Consider the following 15,885-nt stretch of genomic DNA (forward strand, 5'->3'; position numbering starts at 1 on the left):
GCATCAGGAACGAAACGGCTTAGGAGTGAGCCAATGTCGATGTTTCCCATACCCGACACAGTGCCTGACAGGAACGAATTCGAGAAAATGACCCAGGATCTGACCAGGATGATGCCGCAGGAGATGGCCAGTGCCGTCAACCTGTTCGCGCATCCGGTTGCCGGTGCCGCCGCATTCTCGGCGCTCGGCTTCGGTCTGGCCAGCCATGCTTTCGGCGTCTGGGTCGGCGCGCTGACCGGTGCCGCCGAGATGTCGCAGCGCCTTATGCAGCCGGTTCTGGACGATTTCCCCGGCTCAGCGAGGAGCTTTGCCGACCGTGACGACGCACCGGTCGCCAAGGCTCCGGCAGTGCGGGCACGCGTTGCAACAAGAAAGCTGATCGCAGAAGCACAGTCCGTGGCCGAAAAGATCGTGGAACCGGTCGTTGAGACGACGGAAGACATTCAGCCCGTCGAGACCGCCGTGGTCGAAGTGCCCGCTGCCGTCGCCGTCACTGCCTTGATGCCGGAAGATTTCCGCAAGCCCGCCAGCATCGACAAACCCGCCGTTCCGGACGACCTCAAGGCAATCGCCGGTGTCGGTCCGAAGCTTGAAAAGGTCCTGAACGATCTCGGTGTCTGGACCTATACGCAGGTCGCTGCCTGGACGCCTGCCGAGGTTGCCTGGGTGGACGACTATCTTGGCTTCAAGGGCCGTGTCGAACGCGACGGCTGGCTGACACAAGCGGCGGCTTTGACCGCCAAGACGAAAAACTGAGCGAAGGAAAGGCGACGGCGATGCAGGTCCACGACACGCGCGATGTGCTCGCCGTTCGCAACGCATACGAAGCGGCCCAGGCCGCCAGGAGCAATTGATGGCAAAGCTCAAGGTCGACGGGAAAGAGATCGAGGTACCCGACCACTACACGCTGCTGCAGGCAGCGGAAGCGGCGGGCGCGGAAGTGCCGCGCTTCTGTTTCCATGAGCGGCTGTCGATTGCCGGCAACTGCCGCATGTGCCTGGTCGAAGTGAAGGGCGGGCCGCCCAAGCCGCAGGCCTCCTGCGCCATGGGTGTGCGCGACCTGCGCCCCGGCCCGAACGGCGAGCCGCCGGAAATGTTGACCAACTCGCCTATGGTCAAGAAGGCGCGTGAAGGCGTGATGGAGTTCCTGCTCATCAACCATCCGCTCGACTGTCCGATCTGCGACCAGGGCGGCGAGTGCGACCTGCAGGATCAGGCGATGGCCTTCGGTGTCGATTCCTCGCGCTTCCACGAGAACAAGCGTGCGGTCGAGGACAAATATATCGGCCCGCTGGTGAAGACGGTGATGAACCGCTGCATCCACTGCACGCGTTGCGTCCGTTTCACAACGGAAGTCGCCGGCATTTCCGAGCTCGGCCTGATCGGTCGCGGCGAGGACGCCGAGATCACCACCTATCTCGAGCAGGCGATGACCTCGGAACTGCAGGGCAACGTCGTTGACCTGTGCCCGGTCGGCGCGCTGACCTCGAAGCCCTTCGCCTTCACGGCGCGTCCGTGGGAATTGACCAAGACGGAATCGATCGATGTCATGGACGCGGTCGGCTCGGCGATCCGGGTCGACAGCCGCGGCCGTGAAGTCATGCGCATTCTGCCGCGCGTCAACGAAGCGGTGAATGAGGAGTGGATCTCCGACAAGACCCGCTACATCTGGGATGGCCTGCGCACGCAGCGCCTCGACCGGCCTTACGTGCGCAAGAACGGCAAGCTGACTCCGGCCACCTGGGCGGAAGCCTTCGAGACTGTGAGGGTGCAGTTGCCAAGGCAGCGCCGGAGAAGATCGGCGCCATCGCCGGCGATCTCGCTGCTGTCGAGGAAATGTATGCGTTGAAGCTTCTGGCACAGTCGCTCGGCTCGGCCAGCATCGACTGCCGCCAGGATGGTGCAGCGCTCGATCCCTCGCTCGGTCGTGCCAGCTACATCTTCAACCCGACCATCGAAGGCATCGAGCAGGCCGACGCAGTATTGATCGTTGGTGCGAATCCGCGTTTTGAGGCTTCGGTGCTCAATGCCCGCATTCGCAAACGCTGGCGCGTCGGCAATCTGCCGGTCGCCGTCGTCGGCGAGGTTGGCGACACCCGCTACGATTATGAGCCGCTCGGTGCCGGCCCTGACACGCTGAAGGACCTCGCCGAAGGCAATGGCAAGTTCTTCCAGACACTGAAGAAGGCCGAACATCCGCTGATCATTGTCGGTCAGGGTGCGCTGTCGCGTTCGGACGGCGCGGCCGTACTCGGCCAGGTCGCCAAACTTGCCCAGGCGGTCGGCGCTGTGAAGGACGGCTGGAACGGCTTCGCGGTCTTGCACACCGCCGCTGCCCGCGTCGGCGGCCTCGACATCGGTTTCGTGCCGGGTGAGGGCGGCAAGGACACTGCCGGCATCCTGAGCGACAGCGAAGTGCTGTTCCTGCTCGGTGCCGACGAACTCGACATGGCCAAGGCTTCCGGCTTCGTCGTCTATATCGGAACGCATGGCGATGCCGGTGCACACCGCGCCGATGTCATCCTGCCAGCCGCAGCCTACACCGAAAAATCAGCCACCTACGTAAACACCGAAGGCCGCGTGCAGCAGACCAACCGTGCCGGTTTCGCTCCCGGCGATGCCCGCGAGGACTGGGCGATCCTGCGGGCGCTTTCGGATGTGCTTGGCAAGAAATTGCCTTTCGATTCGCTGGCGCAGCTGCGGCAGAAGCTCTATGGCGAGCACCCGCATCTTGCCCGCATCGACCAGATCGCGGCAGGCGAGGCTGACGATATCGCCAAGGCGGCCAAGCTCGGCGGACGCCTTGCCAAGGCAGCCTTCACTTCGGCGGTTGAGGACTTCTATTTGACGAACCCGATCGCACGCGCTTCCGCGGTGATGGCCGAATGCTCGGCGCTCGCGAAGAACGGCTTCAGGCAGGCAGCGGAATAAACCATGGACAGCTTCTTTTCCTTCTACGTGCTGCCAGCGCTGATCATACTGCTGAAGTCGTTTGCGCTGATCGTGCCGCTGCTCGTCATCATCGCTTTCCTTCTCTATGCCGACCGCAAGGTCTGGGCGGCTGTCCAGTTGCGGCGCGGCCCGAACGTGGTCGGCCCCTTCGGCCTGCTGCAATCCTTCGCCGATCTCTTGAAGTTCGTGTTCAAGGAGCCGGTGATTCCGTCCGGCGCCAACAAGGGTGTGTTCCTGCTCGCCCCGCTGGTTTCGGCTGTGCTGGCGATTTCGGCCTGGGCCGTCATCCCGGTCAATGCCGGCTGGGCCATCGCCAACATCAATGTCGGCATCCTCTACGTCTTCGCCATCTCCTCGCTGGAGGTCTATGGCGTGATCATGGGCGGCTGGGCCTCGAATTCGAAATATCCATTCCTCGGTGCCCTGCGCTCGGCGGCGCAGATGGTGTCCTATGAAGTGTCGATCGGCTTCGTCATCGTCACCGTGCTGCTCTGCGTCGGTTCGCTGAACCTCAGCGATATCGTGCTGTCGCAGCAGGATGGCCTGGGTACCAAGCTCGGCATGCCCAATACCTTCCTCGACTGGCACTGGCTGAGCCTGTTCCCGATGTTCGTCATCTTCTTCATCTCGGCCCTGGCCGAGACGAACAGGCCGCCCTTCGATCTGGTCGAGGCAGAATCCGAGCTCGTCGCCGGTCACATGGTCGAATATTCGTCGACGCCGTTCCTGCTGTTCTTCCTCGGGGAATATGTTGCGATCGTGCTGATGTGCGCGCTCGCCACAATCCTGTTCCTTGGCGGGTGGCTGCCGCCGTTCGACTTCGCACCCTTCACCTGGGTGCCAGGCGTGATCTGGTTCATACTCAAGGTCTGCCTGATGTTCTTCTTCTTCTCCATAGTGAAGGCATTCGTGCCGCGTTACCGCTATGACCAGCTGATGCGGCTGGGCTGGAAGGTGTTCCTGCCGATCTCGCTGTTCATGGTCGTTGCGACCGCGGCATTCCTCAAGATTACGGGATGGGCATGATGGGTGCTCTCGCTCAAGCCGCCAAGGCGTTGCTGCTGAAAGACTTCGTTGGTGCGTTTTTCCTGTCGATGCGGCAGTTCGTGTCGCCAAAGGAAACGATCAACTACCCATACGAGAAGGGGCCGCTCAGCCCGCGCTTTCGCGGCGAGCATGCGTTGCGCCGTTATCCGAACGGAGAGGAACGCTGCATCGCCTGCAAGCTGTGCGAGGCGATCTGCCCGGCGCAGGCCATCACCATCGAAGCGGGTCCACGCCGTAACGATGGCACGCGCCGCACCGTGCGTTACGACATCGACATGGTGAAGTGCATCTATTGCGGCTTCTGCCAGGAGGCCTGCCCGGTGGACGCGATTGTAGAAGGGCCCAATTTCGAATTCGCGACGGAGACGCGCGAAGAGCTCTACTACGACAAGGAAAAGCTGCTGGCCAACGGCGACCGGTGGGAGCGCGAGATCGCGCGCAACATCTCTCTGGACGCGCCGTACCGGTGAGTTTTGAAAAGTGGACGCGCCGCAACGGCTCGTCTAAGGACAACGCGATTTTGCGGCCGGAGGCGGGGCGAAATCGTAAAGAATTCGGCAGGGCGTCAGCCAGGCCCGACAGGAACCCGGGGGAACCCCAATGTTGAACGGACTAGAGGCGGCCTTCTTCTACCTCTTCGCCTTTATCGCTGTGGCGTCGGCCTTCATGGTCATTTCGTCACGCAATCCCGTGCATTCGGTGCTGTACCTGATCCTGACGTTCTTCAATGCGGCCGGGCTGTTTCTGCTTACCGGCGCCGAATTCCTGGCGATGATCCTGCTCGTCGTCTATGTCGGCGCGGTCATGGTGCTGTTCCTGTTCGTCGTCATGATGCTGGATGTCGACTTCGCTGAACTGAAGAGCGGTGCCTTGCAATATGCGCCGATCGGCGCTCTGGTCGGATTGATCCTGGCGGCCGAGCTCATCATCGTGCTTGGTGGCTACACGTTTGCGCCGCAGCTTGCCACCACGGTTGCGCAGAAGACCCCCGACATCGCCACCCGCACCAATACGGCGGCGCTCGGCGACATCCTCTATACGGACTACCTTTATTACTTCCAGATAGCCGGCCTGGTGCTGCTGGTCGCCATGATCGGCGCCATCGTGCTGACGCTGCGCCACAAGCCGGGCGTCAAGCGGCAGTCGATTGCCGAGCAGGTCGCGCGCACGCCGGCGACGGCCATCGAAATCAAGAAAGTCGAGACGGGGAAGGGCATCTGAGATGACCGTCGGCATCGCACATTACCTCACGCTTTCGGCAATCCTGTTCACGCTCGGCGTGTTCGGCATCTTTCTGAACCGCAAGAACGTCATCGTCATCCTGATGTCGGTGGAACTGATCCTGCTTGCGGTGAACATCAATTTCGTCGCCTTCTCGGCGGCGCTGGGCGATCTCGTCGGCCAGGTCTTCGCGCTGTTCGTGCTGACCGTGGCGGCGGCTGAAGCGGCGATTGGTCTTGCCATCCTGGTCGTCTTCTTCCGCAACCGCGGCTCGATCGCGGTCGAAGACGTGAACATGATGAAGGGTTGAGCGAAGCTATCATGTATCAGGCAATCGTCTTTCTCCCTCTCATCGGCTTCCTGATCGTCGGGTTGTTCGGCAATTCGCTGGGCGCCAAGGCATCGGAATACATCACCTCGGGCTTCCTGGTGATCGCTGCGGCGCTGTCCTGGGTGGCCTTCTTCACGGTCGCGCTGGGCTCAGGTGAAGCGTTCACCGTACCGGTCTTGCGCTGGATCCAGTCGGGGGCGGTCGACGCTTCGTGGGCGCTGCGCATCGACACGCTGACTGCCGTCATGCTGGTTGTGGTCAACACCGTCTCGGCGTTGGTGCATATCTACTCGATCGGCTACATGCACCACGATCCGAACCGGCCGCGTTTCTTTGCCTATCTGTCGCTGTTCACCTTCGCCATGCTGATGCTGGTGACGTCGGACAACCTGATCCAGATGTTCTTCGGATGGGAGGGCGTCGGCCTGGCGTCCTATCTGCTGATCGGTTTCTGGTACAAGAAGCCGTCCGCAAACGCGGCCGCCATCAAGGCGTTCGTCGTCAACCGCGTCGGCGACTTCGGCTTCGCACTGGGCATCTTCGGCGTCTACATGCTGTTCGGCTCGGTCAACCTGTCGACGATCTTCGCCAACGCCGCTTCGTTCGCGCCGGCCGGCCATGACGCCGCCGCTGCAGCGACCGCGCATGGCGAGACCGTTCTGACCTTCCTCGGCTACGCGCTGGACAAGGGCGCAGCCCTGACGGTGGTCTGCCTGCTCCTGTTCATGGGCGCCATGGGCAAGTCGGCGCAGGTGCCGCTGCACACCTGGCTGCCGGACGCCATGGAAGGCCCGACGCCGGTTTCGGCCCTGATCCACGCAGCGACCATGGTCACCGCCGGCGTGTTCATGCTGGCGCGCCTGTCACCGCTGTTCGAGCTCTCGCACACGGCGCTGACCGTGGTAACCTTCATCGGCGCCATCACCGCCTTCTTCGCGGCCACCGTCGGCCTGGTGCAGAACGACATCAAGCGCGTGATCGCCTATTCGACCTGTTCGCAGCTCGGCTACATGTTCGTGGCGCTTGGCGTCGGCGCCTATGGTGCCGCGATCTTCCACCTGTTCACGCATGCCTTCTTCAAGGCTCTGCTGTTCCTGGGTTCGGGCTCGGTCATCCATGCGATGTCGGACGAGCAGGACATGCGCAACATGGGCGGCATCCGCAAACTGATCCCGACCACCTACTGGATGATGGTGATCGGTACGCTGGCGCTCACCGGCGTTGGCATCCCGGCAACGGTCATCGGTACCGCCGGCTTCTTCTCGAAGGACGCCATCATCGAAAGCGCCTTCGTCGGCCACAATTCGGTTGCGATGTTCGCCTTCACCCTGCTGGTCATCGCTGCCTGCTTCACCTCGTTCTACTCCTGGCGCCTGATCTTCATGACCTTCCATGGCAAGCCGCGTGCCAGCCATGAGGTGATGCACCATGTGCATGAATCGCCGCCCGTGATGCTGGTGCCGCTGTTCATCCTGGCGGTCGGTGCGATTGCCGCGGGCTTCCTGTTCCATGATTATTTCATCGGCGAGGCCTATGCCGAATTCTGGAAGGGCTCGCTGTTCACGCTGCCGGACAACCACATCCTGCATGACATGCATGGTGTGCCGATGTGGGTGAAGCTGTCGCCGTTCGTTGCCATGATCGTCGGCTTCCTGGTCTCGTGGAAGTTCTACATCTCGTCGCCGCAGATCCCGGTGGCGCTGGCGCAGCGGCATCGCGGCCTTTATGCCTTCCTGCTCAACAAGTGGTACTTCGATGAGCTGTACGACTTCCTGTTCGTGCGGCCGGCCAAGCGTCTCGGCTACTTCCTGTGGAAGAAGGGCGACGGTGCGGTCATCGATGGTCTGGGACCTGACGGCGTCTCGGCCCGCGTGGTCGATGTCACCAACCGCGTGGTCAAGCTGCAGACCGGCTATCTCTATCACTATGCCTTCGCCATGCTGATCGGCGTGGCGGCACTCGTCACCTGGATGATGCTCTGATGACCGACTGGCCAATTCTCTCCACGGTCACCTTCCTGCCGCTCGTCGGCGCGCTGCTGATCCTGTTCATTCGCGACGACAGCGAAGCAGGACGCCGCAACGTGCGTGCGATCGCACTATGGACGACCATCATCACTTTCCTGGTGTCGCTGCCGATCTGGATCTACTTCGACAATGCCAATCCCGGCTTCCAGTTCGTCGAGAAGACGTCCTGGCTGGACAGCGGCATTTCCTACCATATGGGCGTCGACGGCATCTCGATGCTGTTCGTCATCCTGACGACCTTCCTGATGCCGCTCTGCATCCTCGCATCGTGGAGTTCGGTGGAGAAGCGCGTCAAGGAATACATGATCGCGTTCCTGATCCTGGAAACGCTGATGATCGGCGTGTTCTGCGCGCTCGATATCGTGCTGTTCTACGTCTTCTTCGAAGCCGGCCTGATCCCGATGTTCATCATCATCGGCGTGTGGGGCGGCAAGCGGCGCGTCTACGCCTCGTTCAAGTTCTTCCTCTATACGCTGCTCGGTTCGGTGCTGATGCTGCTGGCCATCATGGCGATGTTCTGGCAGGCCGGCACCACCGACATCCCGACGCTGCTGTCACACGATTTCCCGGCCAACATGCAGACCTGGCTATGGCTGGCCTTCTTCGCATCCTTCGCGGTGAAGATGCCGATGTGGCCGGTGCACACCTGGTTGCCGGATGCGCACGTCGAAGCGCCGACGGCCGGTTCGGTCATCCTGGCCGGCATCCTGCTGAAGATGGGCGGTTATGGCTTCCTGCGTTTCTCGCTGCCGATGTTCCCGCTGGCCTCCGAATTCTTCGCGCCGATGGTGTTCACGCTGTCGGTGGTGGCCATCATCTACACCTCGCTGGTGGCGCTGATGCAGGAGGACATCAAGAAGCTGATCGCCTATTCGTCGGTCGCCCATATGGGCTTCGTCACGATGGGCATCTTCACGATCAACCAGGAAGGCGTTCAAGGCGCGATCTTCCAGATGCTGAGCCACGGCCTGGTGTCGGGCGCATTGTTCCTGTGCGTCGGCGTCATCTACGACCGCCTGCACACCCGCGAGATCGCTGCCTATGGCGGCCTGGTCAACAACATGCCGAAATACGCCACGGTGTTCCTGATCTTCACCATGGCCAATGTCGGTCTGCCGGGCACCAGCGGTTTCGTCGGCGAGTTCCTGACCATGCTCGGCGCCTTCAAGGTCAACACCTGGGTGGCTTTCTTTGCCGCCACCGGCGTCATCCTGTCAGCTGCCTATGCGCTGTGGCTCTATCGCCGCGTCATCTTCGGGGCACTGACCAAGGACAGCCTGAAGGGCATGCTGGACCTGTCGCTGCGCGAGAAGGTGGTGATCTACCCGCTGGTGGTCCTGGTCATCTTCTTCGGCGTCTATCCGGCACCGGTGTTCGACGCCACGGCTGCCTCCGTCAAGTCCCTCGTCACCAACGTCACCGCATCCATCGGCTCCGCGCAGACCGCGGCGGCGCACTGAGTAGAGCATCATGACCTCGGATCTTATCTCCAGCCTTTCGCTCACCACGCCGGAGCTGATCATCGCCATCGGCGCGCTGGTCCTCCTGATGGTTGGCGCCTATTCGCGCGAAGCTTCGAGCGGGGCCATCACCGGGCTTGCGGTGGCGATCCTGATCGTCGCCGGCGGCTGGATGCTGTTCGTCTCCGGAGAGGGCAACGCCTTTGGCAGCGCCTTCGTACAGGACCCGTTTGCCCGCTTCATGAAGCTGCTGTCGCTGATCGGCTCGGCGGTCACGCTGATCATGTCGGTGCGCTTCGCCAAGGCCGAACGTTTCGACAAGTTCGAATATCCGGTGCTGATCCTGCTCTGCACGCTCGGCATGATGCTGATGATCTCGGCCAACGGAATGATCGCGCTCTACCTTGGGCTCGAGCTGCAGTCGCTGGCGATCTATGTGCTCGCCGCCATCAACCGCGACAATGTCCGCTCGACGGAGGCCGGCCTGAAGTACTTCGTGCTCGGCGCGCTGTCGTCCGGCATGCTGCTCTACGGTATCAGCCTGGTCTACGGCTACACCGGCAATGTCTCCTTCGAAGCGATTGCCTCGGCGCTGGGGCAGGGCGAGCGTCAGCTCGGCCTGGTGTTCGGTCTGGTCTTCGTTCTGGCTGGTCTGGCCTTCAAGATTTCCGCCGTGCCGTTCCACATGTGGACGCCCGACGTCTATGAGGGCGCTCCGACACCGATCACGGCTTTCCTGGCAGCAGCGCCGAAGATGGCCGCGATGGCGCTCATCGTGCGCGTCACGATGGGAGCCTTCGAGCCGATCGCCAAGGACTGGCAGCAGATCATCGTCTTCATCTCGATCGCGTCGATGGCGCTTGGTGCTTTCGCCGCCATCGGTCAGACCAACATCAAGCGCCTGATGGCCTATTCCTCCATCGGCCATATGGGTTATGCGCTGGTCGGTCTCGCAGCCAATTCCGAGGCTGGCGTGCGTGGCGTCGTCATCTATATGCTGATCTATCTGGTGATGACGCTGGGCACCTTCGCCTTCATCCTCGCCATGCGCCGCAACAACGAGAATGTCGAAAAGATCAGCGATCTGGCCGGCCTGTCCTCGACCAACCCAGCGATGGCAACCATCCTCACCATCCTGATGTTCTCGCTGGCCGGTATTCCGCCGCTCGCGGGTTTCTGGGGGAAGTGGTACGTTTTCCTCGCGGCGATCAACGCCAATCTCTACGCACTGGCGATCATCGGCGTTCTGGCCTCCGTGGTGGGTGCATTCTATTACCTGCGCATCATCAAGATCATGTGGTTCGATGAGCCTGTCGGCGGCTTCCAGCCCATGGCCGGCGAACTGCGCCTCGTGCTCGGCGTTTCCGGTGCCTTCGTGCTGTTCTACGTGCTGATAGGCGGCCCGATCAGCACCTATGCGCAAGCCGCTGCGAAGACGTTCTTTTGATGGGCTTCACGCTGGCGCCGACTGCGGCTTCCCAAGGCTATCGCCTCGAAGCGCATGACAGCGTCGGCTCCACCAACGCGCTGGCGCTGGACCATGCCCGCGCCGGCGATCCCGGCAAGCTGTGGGTCGTTTCCAGAAAGCAGGAAAGCGGACGCGGGCGTCGAGGCCGTGCCTGGGCGACGCTTGAAGGCAATCTCGCCGCTACGCTGCTCGTGGTTGTCGAAGGTGAATTGCGCACGGCCGCAACACTCGGCTTCGTCGCCGGGTTGTCGCTGGCGGATGCGCTCGATGCGGTCGTGCCCAAAGGACGCGTCGCTGTCGGACTGGACGGTGCGAGTGCCGGTCGTAACCGTTTCGAACTGAAGTGGCCCAACGACGTGCTGGCTTCCGGCGCCAAGCTTTCCGGCATCCTGCTGGAATCGGCGTTGCTGGATGGCGGCCGGTTTGCGGTGGCGATCGGTATCGGCGTCAATGTTGCTACACATCCGGAGGGGCTGCCCTATCCCGCCACATCGCTGAAAGCCCTGGGTGCGACCTGCGATGCCGAGACTCTGTTTCTGGCGCTGTCTGACGCCTGGGCCGAAAATGCACGGCTGTGGGCTGAGGGGCGCGGGCTCGATGCCATCCGCCAGCGGTGGCTGGAGCGAGCGGCAGGGCTTGGGGGCGAGGTCGCGGTCAGAATCGATGGCGATGTCGTGCGCGGCATCTTCGAGACCATTGACGAGGACTGCCGTTTTGTGATCCGCGAAAGCGGAGGACGCATTATAACAGTTGCCGCCGGTGACGTGCATTTTGGCGCAGTGGCTTCGACTGCCGCGCAATAGCTTCCACGACGCGCGTTACGCGCACGATGGAACGAAAGGAGAGACTGGATGGCGAAAGCGGATAACGCCGAACTCGTGTTCGTGCCGCTGGGCGGTGTCGGCGAAATCGGCATGAACTTCGCCCTCTATGGCTACGGCCCCGCCAACAACCGCGAATGGATCGTCATCGATGTCGGTGTCACCTTTCCGGATCCCGCCCATCCGGGCGTCGACCTGATCCTGCCGGACACCCGTTTCATCGAGGACAAGCTTGCCAACCTGCGCGGCATCGTCATCACGCATGCGCATGAGGACCACTATGGCGCGTTGCACGATATCTGGCCGAAGCTGAAGGTGCCGGTGTGGATGACGCCATTCGGTGCGGGCCTGTTGGAAGCAAAGCGTCAAGGCGAGGCGGATGCTCCGAAGATCCCGGTGACGATCTATCGGGCAGGCGAGAAATTCACCGTGGGGCCATTCGAGATCGAGGCGATCCCGGTCGCGCATTCGATTCCGGAGCCGATGTCGCTGGCGATCACCACGCCGGTCGGCACGGTGATCCACACCGGCGACTGGAAGATCGATCCGGCGCCGTCGATCGGTCCAAAGACCGACGAAGCACGTTTCCGTGCCTATGGCGACAAGGGCGTGCTGGCACTGGTCTGCGATTCCACCAATGCGCTGCGGGACGGGGATTCGCCTTCCGAGCAGGAAGTAGGCGCGAGCCTGAAAAAGCTGATCGAGGAGGCGAAGGGCCGCGTTGCCATTTCGACCTTCTCGTCCAATGTCGGACGCGTGGTGGCGATCGCACGCGCGGCACGCGACGCGGGCCGACAGGTGCTGGTGCTTGGCCGCTCGCTGAAGCGCGTCATCGATGTGTCCGGCGAGCTGGGCTACATGGACGGGCTGCCGGAGTTCATCGGCGAGGAGGACTACGGCTTCATCCCGCGTGAGAACCTTGTCATCATCTGCACCGGCAGCCAGGGCGAGCCGCTGGCGGCTCTTGCCAAGCTGTCACGTGACGAGATGAAGTCGGTGGCGCTGACGGCCGGCGATACGGTCATCTTCTCGTCACGCACCATCCCCGGCAACGAGAAGGCGATCCTGGAGATCAAGAATCGCTTGATCGATCTCGGCATGAAGATCATCGAGGACGGCGATGCGCTGGTTCATGTGTCCGGCCATCCGCGCCGCAGCGAACTGAAGCGCATGTATGAGTGGGTGCGGCCTGAAATCGGCGTGCCGGTGCACGGCGAGGCAGCGCATCTGGTGGCGCAGGGGTCGCTGATGTCGATGTCGGGCATCCGTCAGGTCGCGCAGGTGCGCGACGGCGATATGCTGAGGCTCTATCCCGGTGCAGCGGAAGTCGTCGACCAGGTGCCGTATGGCCGCGTCTACAAGGACGGCAAGCTGGTCGGCACCGACGAGGCGATGGGCATCCGCGAGCGGCGCAAGCTGTCCTTTGCCGGCCATGTCGCGGTCAACGTCGTGCTGGACGACAAATATGAACTCGCCGGCGATCCCGACCTCGTTGCCATCGGCGTGGCCGAGGCCGACGCTGCCGGCGAGCTTCTGGAAGACATCATGCTCGACGCTGCCGTCGGTGCGGTCGACTCGATCCCTCGCCAGCGCCGAAAAGACCTCGACCTGGTCCAGGAGTCCGTACGGCGTGCCGTGCGTGCCGCCGCCAACGAGACCTGGGGCAAGAAGCCGCTGGTGACGGTGTTTGTGACAAGGTGAAAAGGGAGTAGGCAATCGGCAGTAGACGGCTGAATCCCGTTTGCTGAACCGCCTTGGGAGCTGGATGCTTGGACGATTGAACCATGTAGCGATTGCAGTGCCGGATCTGGCTGCGGCCAGTGCGGTCTATAGCGATACGCTGGGTGCCAGGGTAACCCCGCCGCAGGCGCTGCCCGAACACGGCGTGACGGTCGTTTTCATCGACCTCGGCAACACCAAGGTAGAGTTGCTCGAACCGCTCGGCGAGAACTCACCGATCGCGGCCTTCCTGGAGAAGAACCCGTCCGGTGGCATGCACCACGTCTGCTACGAGGTGGACGACATCCTTGCTGCCCGCGACCGGCTGAAGGCCGGAGGCGCGCGCGTGCTGGGTGACGGCAATCCGAAGATCGGCGCCCATGGCAAGCCGGTGTTGTTCCTGCATCCGAAGGACTTCGCCGGAACGTTGGTGGAGCTCGAACAGGCATGACCGGAGGTACCATCACCCCGTGGGACTGGATCTCGATGGTCGCAGTCTACTTCGTGGTATGGTGGATCACGCTGTTCGCCATTCTGCCGTTCAGCTTCCGCCGGCAAGATGAAGAAAACGAAGTGGTGCTGGGCACCACGGCCAGTGCGCCCAAGAAACCCCGGTTCCTTTACGTCATCATCTGGACAACGATCTGGGCCTTCATCGTCCTGGGTGCCTATTACGCCGTGACGGTCGGTCTCGGCTGGACCGTCGACGACATTCCGCAAATCCTGCCCAGGTTCGACGAACCGGTTCGGCCGCAAAACTGAATCACCATCGCGCAGCCTGTCTCAGAACAGGAGCGCTTCTCGTTCCGCCCTTGAGCCAGCCATGCCGGCGCGTGCTGCCGCAACCACCGACGCAGACGAAGTCTCGGGCAGACCTGCACCGAATGGCGGTTCAGGAGCGTATTCCAGCGAAAGCTGGATCGTTTCGGCTTCTTCCCTACCGATCAGTTCAGCAATGACCGTCAGACCGAAGTCGATGCCGGAAGTGACGCCGCCTGCCGTGATCAGTGATCCGTCCTTCACGACGCGCGCTTTGGTGGGGATTGCTCCAAAACCGGGGAGAAAGTCGACAGCGTTCCAATGGGTCGTTGCATGACGCCCTGACAGGATACCGGCTCGTCCGAGAAGGAGCGCTCCGGTGCAAACCGATGTCACGAACCGGGCAGCGGCAGCTTTCCCGCGGATGAATGCGAGCGTCTCCTCGTCGCTGAGGAGAGCGTTCACGCCAGCCCCGCCGGGAATGCAAAGAACGTCGAAATCAGGAGCGTCAGCGAAGGTCGTATCCGGTTTCAACCAGAGGCCGGTTGCGGAGCGCAGAGGCTGCAAATCCTTCCAGACGAGATGAACTTCCGCATCCCTTGCCGAAGCGAACACTTCGTAAGGGCCGGTCAGGTCGAGTTGTTGGACTTTGGGAAAGCACAATATGCCGAAGCGAAATGCCATGTGGTTCTCCTTGGAGCTGATCACCGTTCAGGGAACGGCGGTCAGCTTTATCTCGTTGCCCTGAGGCAATTCCGGGCGAAAAAACCGCTACGCTTTCTTTGGAATTGCTCTGGATTGACGATTTGATCGTAGTCCGGGAAAATTGGCGCGTGTGCCAATCATCGCTCGTTTCATGCCAAACTCATCCATCCATCGTGTCGAAATCCTGGCCTTCCCGAACGTCCAAATCCTGGATGTGACCGGACCGGCGCAGGTTTTTGCCACTGCCAATGATCTGACGGGTTCGGCTGCGCCCAAACCCTATGAGATCGTGGTTGTGGCGGAGACGCCGGAAATCACCACAAGTTCCGGTATTGCACTGCGGACCGCCCTGTTATCGGAGGAGGCGCCTTATCCAGCGACTTTGATTGTTGCAGGCGGCTACGGCGTCAATGAAGCGAGTCGTAACGCTGTTCTTGTCGATTGGGTCAAACGACGTTCCCTTGTAGCGAAGCGAACGGCCTCGGTGTGCAGTGGTGCCTTTCTGCTCGCCGAAACCGGACTTCTCGACGGGCGCCGGGCCGTAACGCATTGGCGGCGTTGTGATGAGTTTGCGGCGCGTTTCCCTGCTGTCAGGCTCGACCGCGATCCCATCTTCGTATGCGACGGTGCGGTGTGGACTTCTGCGGGGATCACGGCAGGCATCGACCTGGCTCTCGCGATGGTCGAACACGACCTCGGGCGCCGACTTGCATTGGAGGTCGCACGGCAACTGGTTGTCTTCCTGAAGCGCCCGGGCGGTCAGACCCAGTTCAGCACGGTGCTTGCGTTCCAGGCGACGGACGAAATGTTCGAAAGCCTGCATGTATGGATTGCTGCCAATCTCCATCGCGATCTGTCGCTGGCGTCACTGGCCGATCAAGCAGGCATGAGCCTTCGCTCATTCTCCCGACATTACCGGCAACGCACGGGGTATACACCGGCGCGCGCCGTTGAAACGATCCGGTTCGAGACGGCACGACGGCTCCTGGAGGATGGGCTGAGTGTTGCCCGCACCGTCAGACGGTGTGGTTTCGGCTCCCCGGAGACGATGCGACGCGCGTTCCTGCGCTATCTTGGCATCGGCCCGAACGCCTATCGCGAGCGGTTCCATGGGTAAGAGAGACACAGCGCGCAATGCAAAGGGATGTTGCGTTGCAGCATCGAATTTTGCGCTGATAGTTTTTTGACAGGCGCCTGCTGCGTCAGAAGCCGCGAAATTGACGAAAATGACACCGTGGTGACAGCCGCATGACAGTGTTTTTATTGATGTCGAAGAGAGCGCCGGCAGCCGGTTTTGCTTCGCAGTACGGCGAATGAACTTGAGTAAATCTGGAAAGAAAAGGTGAGGCGTTTTGCCATCAAAAGCACGATGCCG

14 protein-coding genes and 1 pseudogene are annotated in these 15,885 nt (G+C 61.8%); 14 read left to right on the forward strand and 1 reads right to left on the reverse strand.

Annotation, left to right across the window (positions count from 1 at the left end; genetic code table 11):
• The first annotated feature begins 33 nt into the window (after positions 1-33).
• The 13 genes and pseudogenes from C1M53_RS23860 (at position 34) to C1M53_RS23920 (ending at position 13,808) form a co-directional block, all read left to right on the forward strand.
• Positions 34-756 (forward strand): NADH-ubiquinone dehydrogenase, encoded by a 723-nt coding sequence (locus tag C1M53_RS23860; protein WP_129414497.1) that lies wholly within the window; start codon positions 34-36, stop codon positions 754-756.
• Positions 757-853: 97 nt separating this feature from the next.
• A pseudogene (gene nuoG, locus C1M53_RS23865) lies at positions 854-2,931 on the forward strand (NADH-quinone oxidoreductase subunit NuoG).
• Between the two features lie 3 nt (positions 2,932-2,934).
• Positions 2,935-3,978: an NADH-quinone oxidoreductase subunit NuoH gene (nuoH, locus tag C1M53_RS23870; RefSeq protein WP_129414498.1), complete on the forward strand. Its 1,044-nt coding sequence runs from the start codon at positions 2,935-2,937 to the stop codon at positions 3,976-3,978.
• Entirely contained in the window at positions 3,978-4,469 is a 492-nt protein-coding gene (gene nuoI, locus C1M53_RS23875; RefSeq protein WP_129416338.1) for an NADH-quinone oxidoreductase subunit NuoI, read from the forward strand. Before nuoH ends, nuoI begins: the two co-directional genes overlap by 1 nt.
• Before the next feature lie 130 nt (positions 4,470-4,599).
• Positions 4,600-5,220 (forward strand): NADH-quinone oxidoreductase subunit J, encoded by a 621-nt coding sequence (locus tag C1M53_RS23880; RefSeq protein WP_129414499.1) that lies wholly within the window; start codon positions 4,600-4,602, stop codon positions 5,218-5,220.
• Between the two features lies 1 nt (position 5,221).
• Positions 5,222-5,530: an NADH-quinone oxidoreductase subunit NuoK gene (nuoK, locus tag C1M53_RS23885; RefSeq protein ID WP_054308100.1), complete on the forward strand. Its 309-nt coding sequence runs from the start codon at positions 5,222-5,224 to the stop codon at positions 5,528-5,530.
• Positions 5,531-5,541: 11 nt separating this feature from the next.
• Positions 5,542-7,533 carry an NADH-quinone oxidoreductase subunit L gene (gene nuoL, locus C1M53_RS23890; protein ID WP_129416339.1) on the forward strand — a complete coding sequence of 664 codons (1,992 nt, stop codon included), beginning with the start codon at positions 5,542-5,544 and terminating at the stop codon, positions 7,531-7,533.
• Positions 7,533-9,038, forward strand: coding sequence for an NADH-quinone oxidoreductase subunit M (locus tag C1M53_RS23895; protein WP_129414500.1), 1,506 nt, complete (start codon positions 7,533-7,535; stop codon positions 9,036-9,038). The genes nuoL and C1M53_RS23895 overlap by 1 nt, the downstream gene beginning before the upstream one ends.
• Before the next feature lie 10 nt (positions 9,039-9,048).
• Complete coding sequence (gene nuoN / locus C1M53_RS23900; protein ID WP_129414501.1) at positions 9,049-10,485, forward strand: NADH-quinone oxidoreductase subunit NuoN; 1,437 nt, start codon at positions 9,049-9,051, stop codon at positions 10,483-10,485.
• Complete coding sequence (locus tag C1M53_RS23905) at positions 10,485-11,309, forward strand: biotin--[acetyl-CoA-carboxylase] ligase (protein ID WP_129414502.1); 825 nt, start codon at positions 10,485-10,487, stop codon at positions 11,307-11,309. Before nuoN ends, C1M53_RS23905 begins: the two co-directional genes overlap by 1 nt.
• A gap of 48 nt (positions 11,310-11,357) precedes the next feature.
• The gene (locus C1M53_RS23910; protein ID WP_129414503.1) at positions 11,358-13,028 is read left to right on the forward strand and encodes a ribonuclease J; all 1,671 of its coding nucleotides are present in this window, start codon (positions 11,358-11,360) and stop codon (positions 13,026-13,028) included.
• Between the two features lie 64 nt (positions 13,029-13,092).
• On the forward strand, positions 13,093-13,497 hold the full coding sequence (gene mce, locus C1M53_RS23915) for a methylmalonyl-CoA epimerase (protein ID WP_129414504.1): 405 nt from the start codon (positions 13,093-13,095) through the stop codon (positions 13,495-13,497).
• Positions 13,494-13,808 (forward strand): DUF1467 family protein, encoded by a 315-nt coding sequence (locus C1M53_RS23920; RefSeq protein WP_129414505.1) that lies wholly within the window; start codon positions 13,494-13,496, stop codon positions 13,806-13,808. Before mce ends, C1M53_RS23920 begins: the two co-directional genes overlap by 4 nt.
• A gap of 21 nt (positions 13,809-13,829) precedes the next feature.
• On the opposite strand, the gene C1M53_RS23925 is transcribed toward C1M53_RS23920, so the two are convergent.
• Positions 13,830-14,489 carry a DJ-1/PfpI family protein gene (locus C1M53_RS23925; protein WP_129414506.1) on the reverse strand — a complete coding sequence of 220 codons (660 nt, stop codon included), beginning with the start codon at positions 14,487-14,489 and terminating at the stop codon, positions 13,830-13,832.
• Positions 14,490-14,661: 172 nt separating this feature from the next.
• On the opposite strand from C1M53_RS23925, the gene C1M53_RS23930 reads away from it, so the two are divergent.
• Positions 14,662-15,627, forward strand: a complete 966-nt coding sequence (locus C1M53_RS23930; protein ID WP_129416340.1) for a GlxA family transcriptional regulator — start codon at positions 14,662-14,664, stop codon at positions 15,625-15,627.
• Positions 15,628-15,885 lie beyond the last annotated feature (258 nt).

The sequence above is a fragment of the Mesorhizobium sp. Pch-S genome (assembly GCF_004136315.1).
Taxonomy (GTDB): domain Bacteria; phylum Pseudomonadota; class Alphaproteobacteria; order Rhizobiales; family Rhizobiaceae; genus Mesorhizobium.

What these genes read in the sequence shown, in the direction of transcription:
- C1M53_RS23860 (WP_129414497.1), top strand. Translation starts at nt 34, where the DNA reads ATGTCGATGTTTCCCATACCCGACACAGTGCCTGACAGGAACGAATTC.
- nuoH (WP_129414498.1), top strand. Translation starts at nt 2,935, where the DNA reads ATGGACAGCTTCTTTTCCTTCTACGTGCTGCCAGCGCTGATCATACTG.
- nuoI (WP_129416338.1), top strand. Translation starts at nt 3,978, where the DNA reads ATGGGTGCTCTCGCTCAAGCCGCCAAGGCGTTGCTGCTGAAAGACTTC.
- C1M53_RS23880 (WP_129414499.1), top strand. Translation starts at nt 4,600, where the DNA reads ATGTTGAACGGACTAGAGGCGGCCTTCTTCTACCTCTTCGCCTTTATC.
- nuoK (WP_054308100.1), top strand. Translation starts at nt 5,222, where the DNA reads ATGACCGTCGGCATCGCACATTACCTCACGCTTTCGGCAATCCTGTTC.
- nuoL (WP_129416339.1), top strand. Translation starts at nt 5,542, where the DNA reads ATGTATCAGGCAATCGTCTTTCTCCCTCTCATCGGCTTCCTGATCGTC.
- C1M53_RS23895 (WP_129414500.1), top strand. Translation starts at nt 7,533, where the DNA reads ATGACCGACTGGCCAATTCTCTCCACGGTCACCTTCCTGCCGCTCGTC.
- nuoN (WP_129414501.1), top strand. Translation starts at nt 9,049, where the DNA reads ATGACCTCGGATCTTATCTCCAGCCTTTCGCTCACCACGCCGGAGCTG.
- C1M53_RS23905 (WP_129414502.1), top strand. Translation starts at nt 10,485, where the DNA reads ATGGGCTTCACGCTGGCGCCGACTGCGGCTTCCCAAGGCTATCGCCTC.
- C1M53_RS23910 (WP_129414503.1), top strand. Translation starts at nt 11,358, where the DNA reads ATGGCGAAAGCGGATAACGCCGAACTCGTGTTCGTGCCGCTGGGCGGT.
- mce (WP_129414504.1), top strand. Translation starts at nt 13,093, where the DNA reads ATGCTTGGACGATTGAACCATGTAGCGATTGCAGTGCCGGATCTGGCT.
- C1M53_RS23920 (WP_129414505.1), top strand. Translation starts at nt 13,494, where the DNA reads ATGACCGGAGGTACCATCACCCCGTGGGACTGGATCTCGATGGTCGCA.
- C1M53_RS23925 (WP_129414506.1), bottom strand. Translation starts at nt 14,489, where the DNA reads ATGGCATTTCGCTTCGGCATATTGTGCTTTCCCAAAGTCCAACAACTC.
- C1M53_RS23930 (WP_129416340.1), top strand. Translation starts at nt 14,662, where the DNA reads ATGCCAAACTCATCCATCCATCGTGTCGAAATCCTGGCCTTCCCGAAC.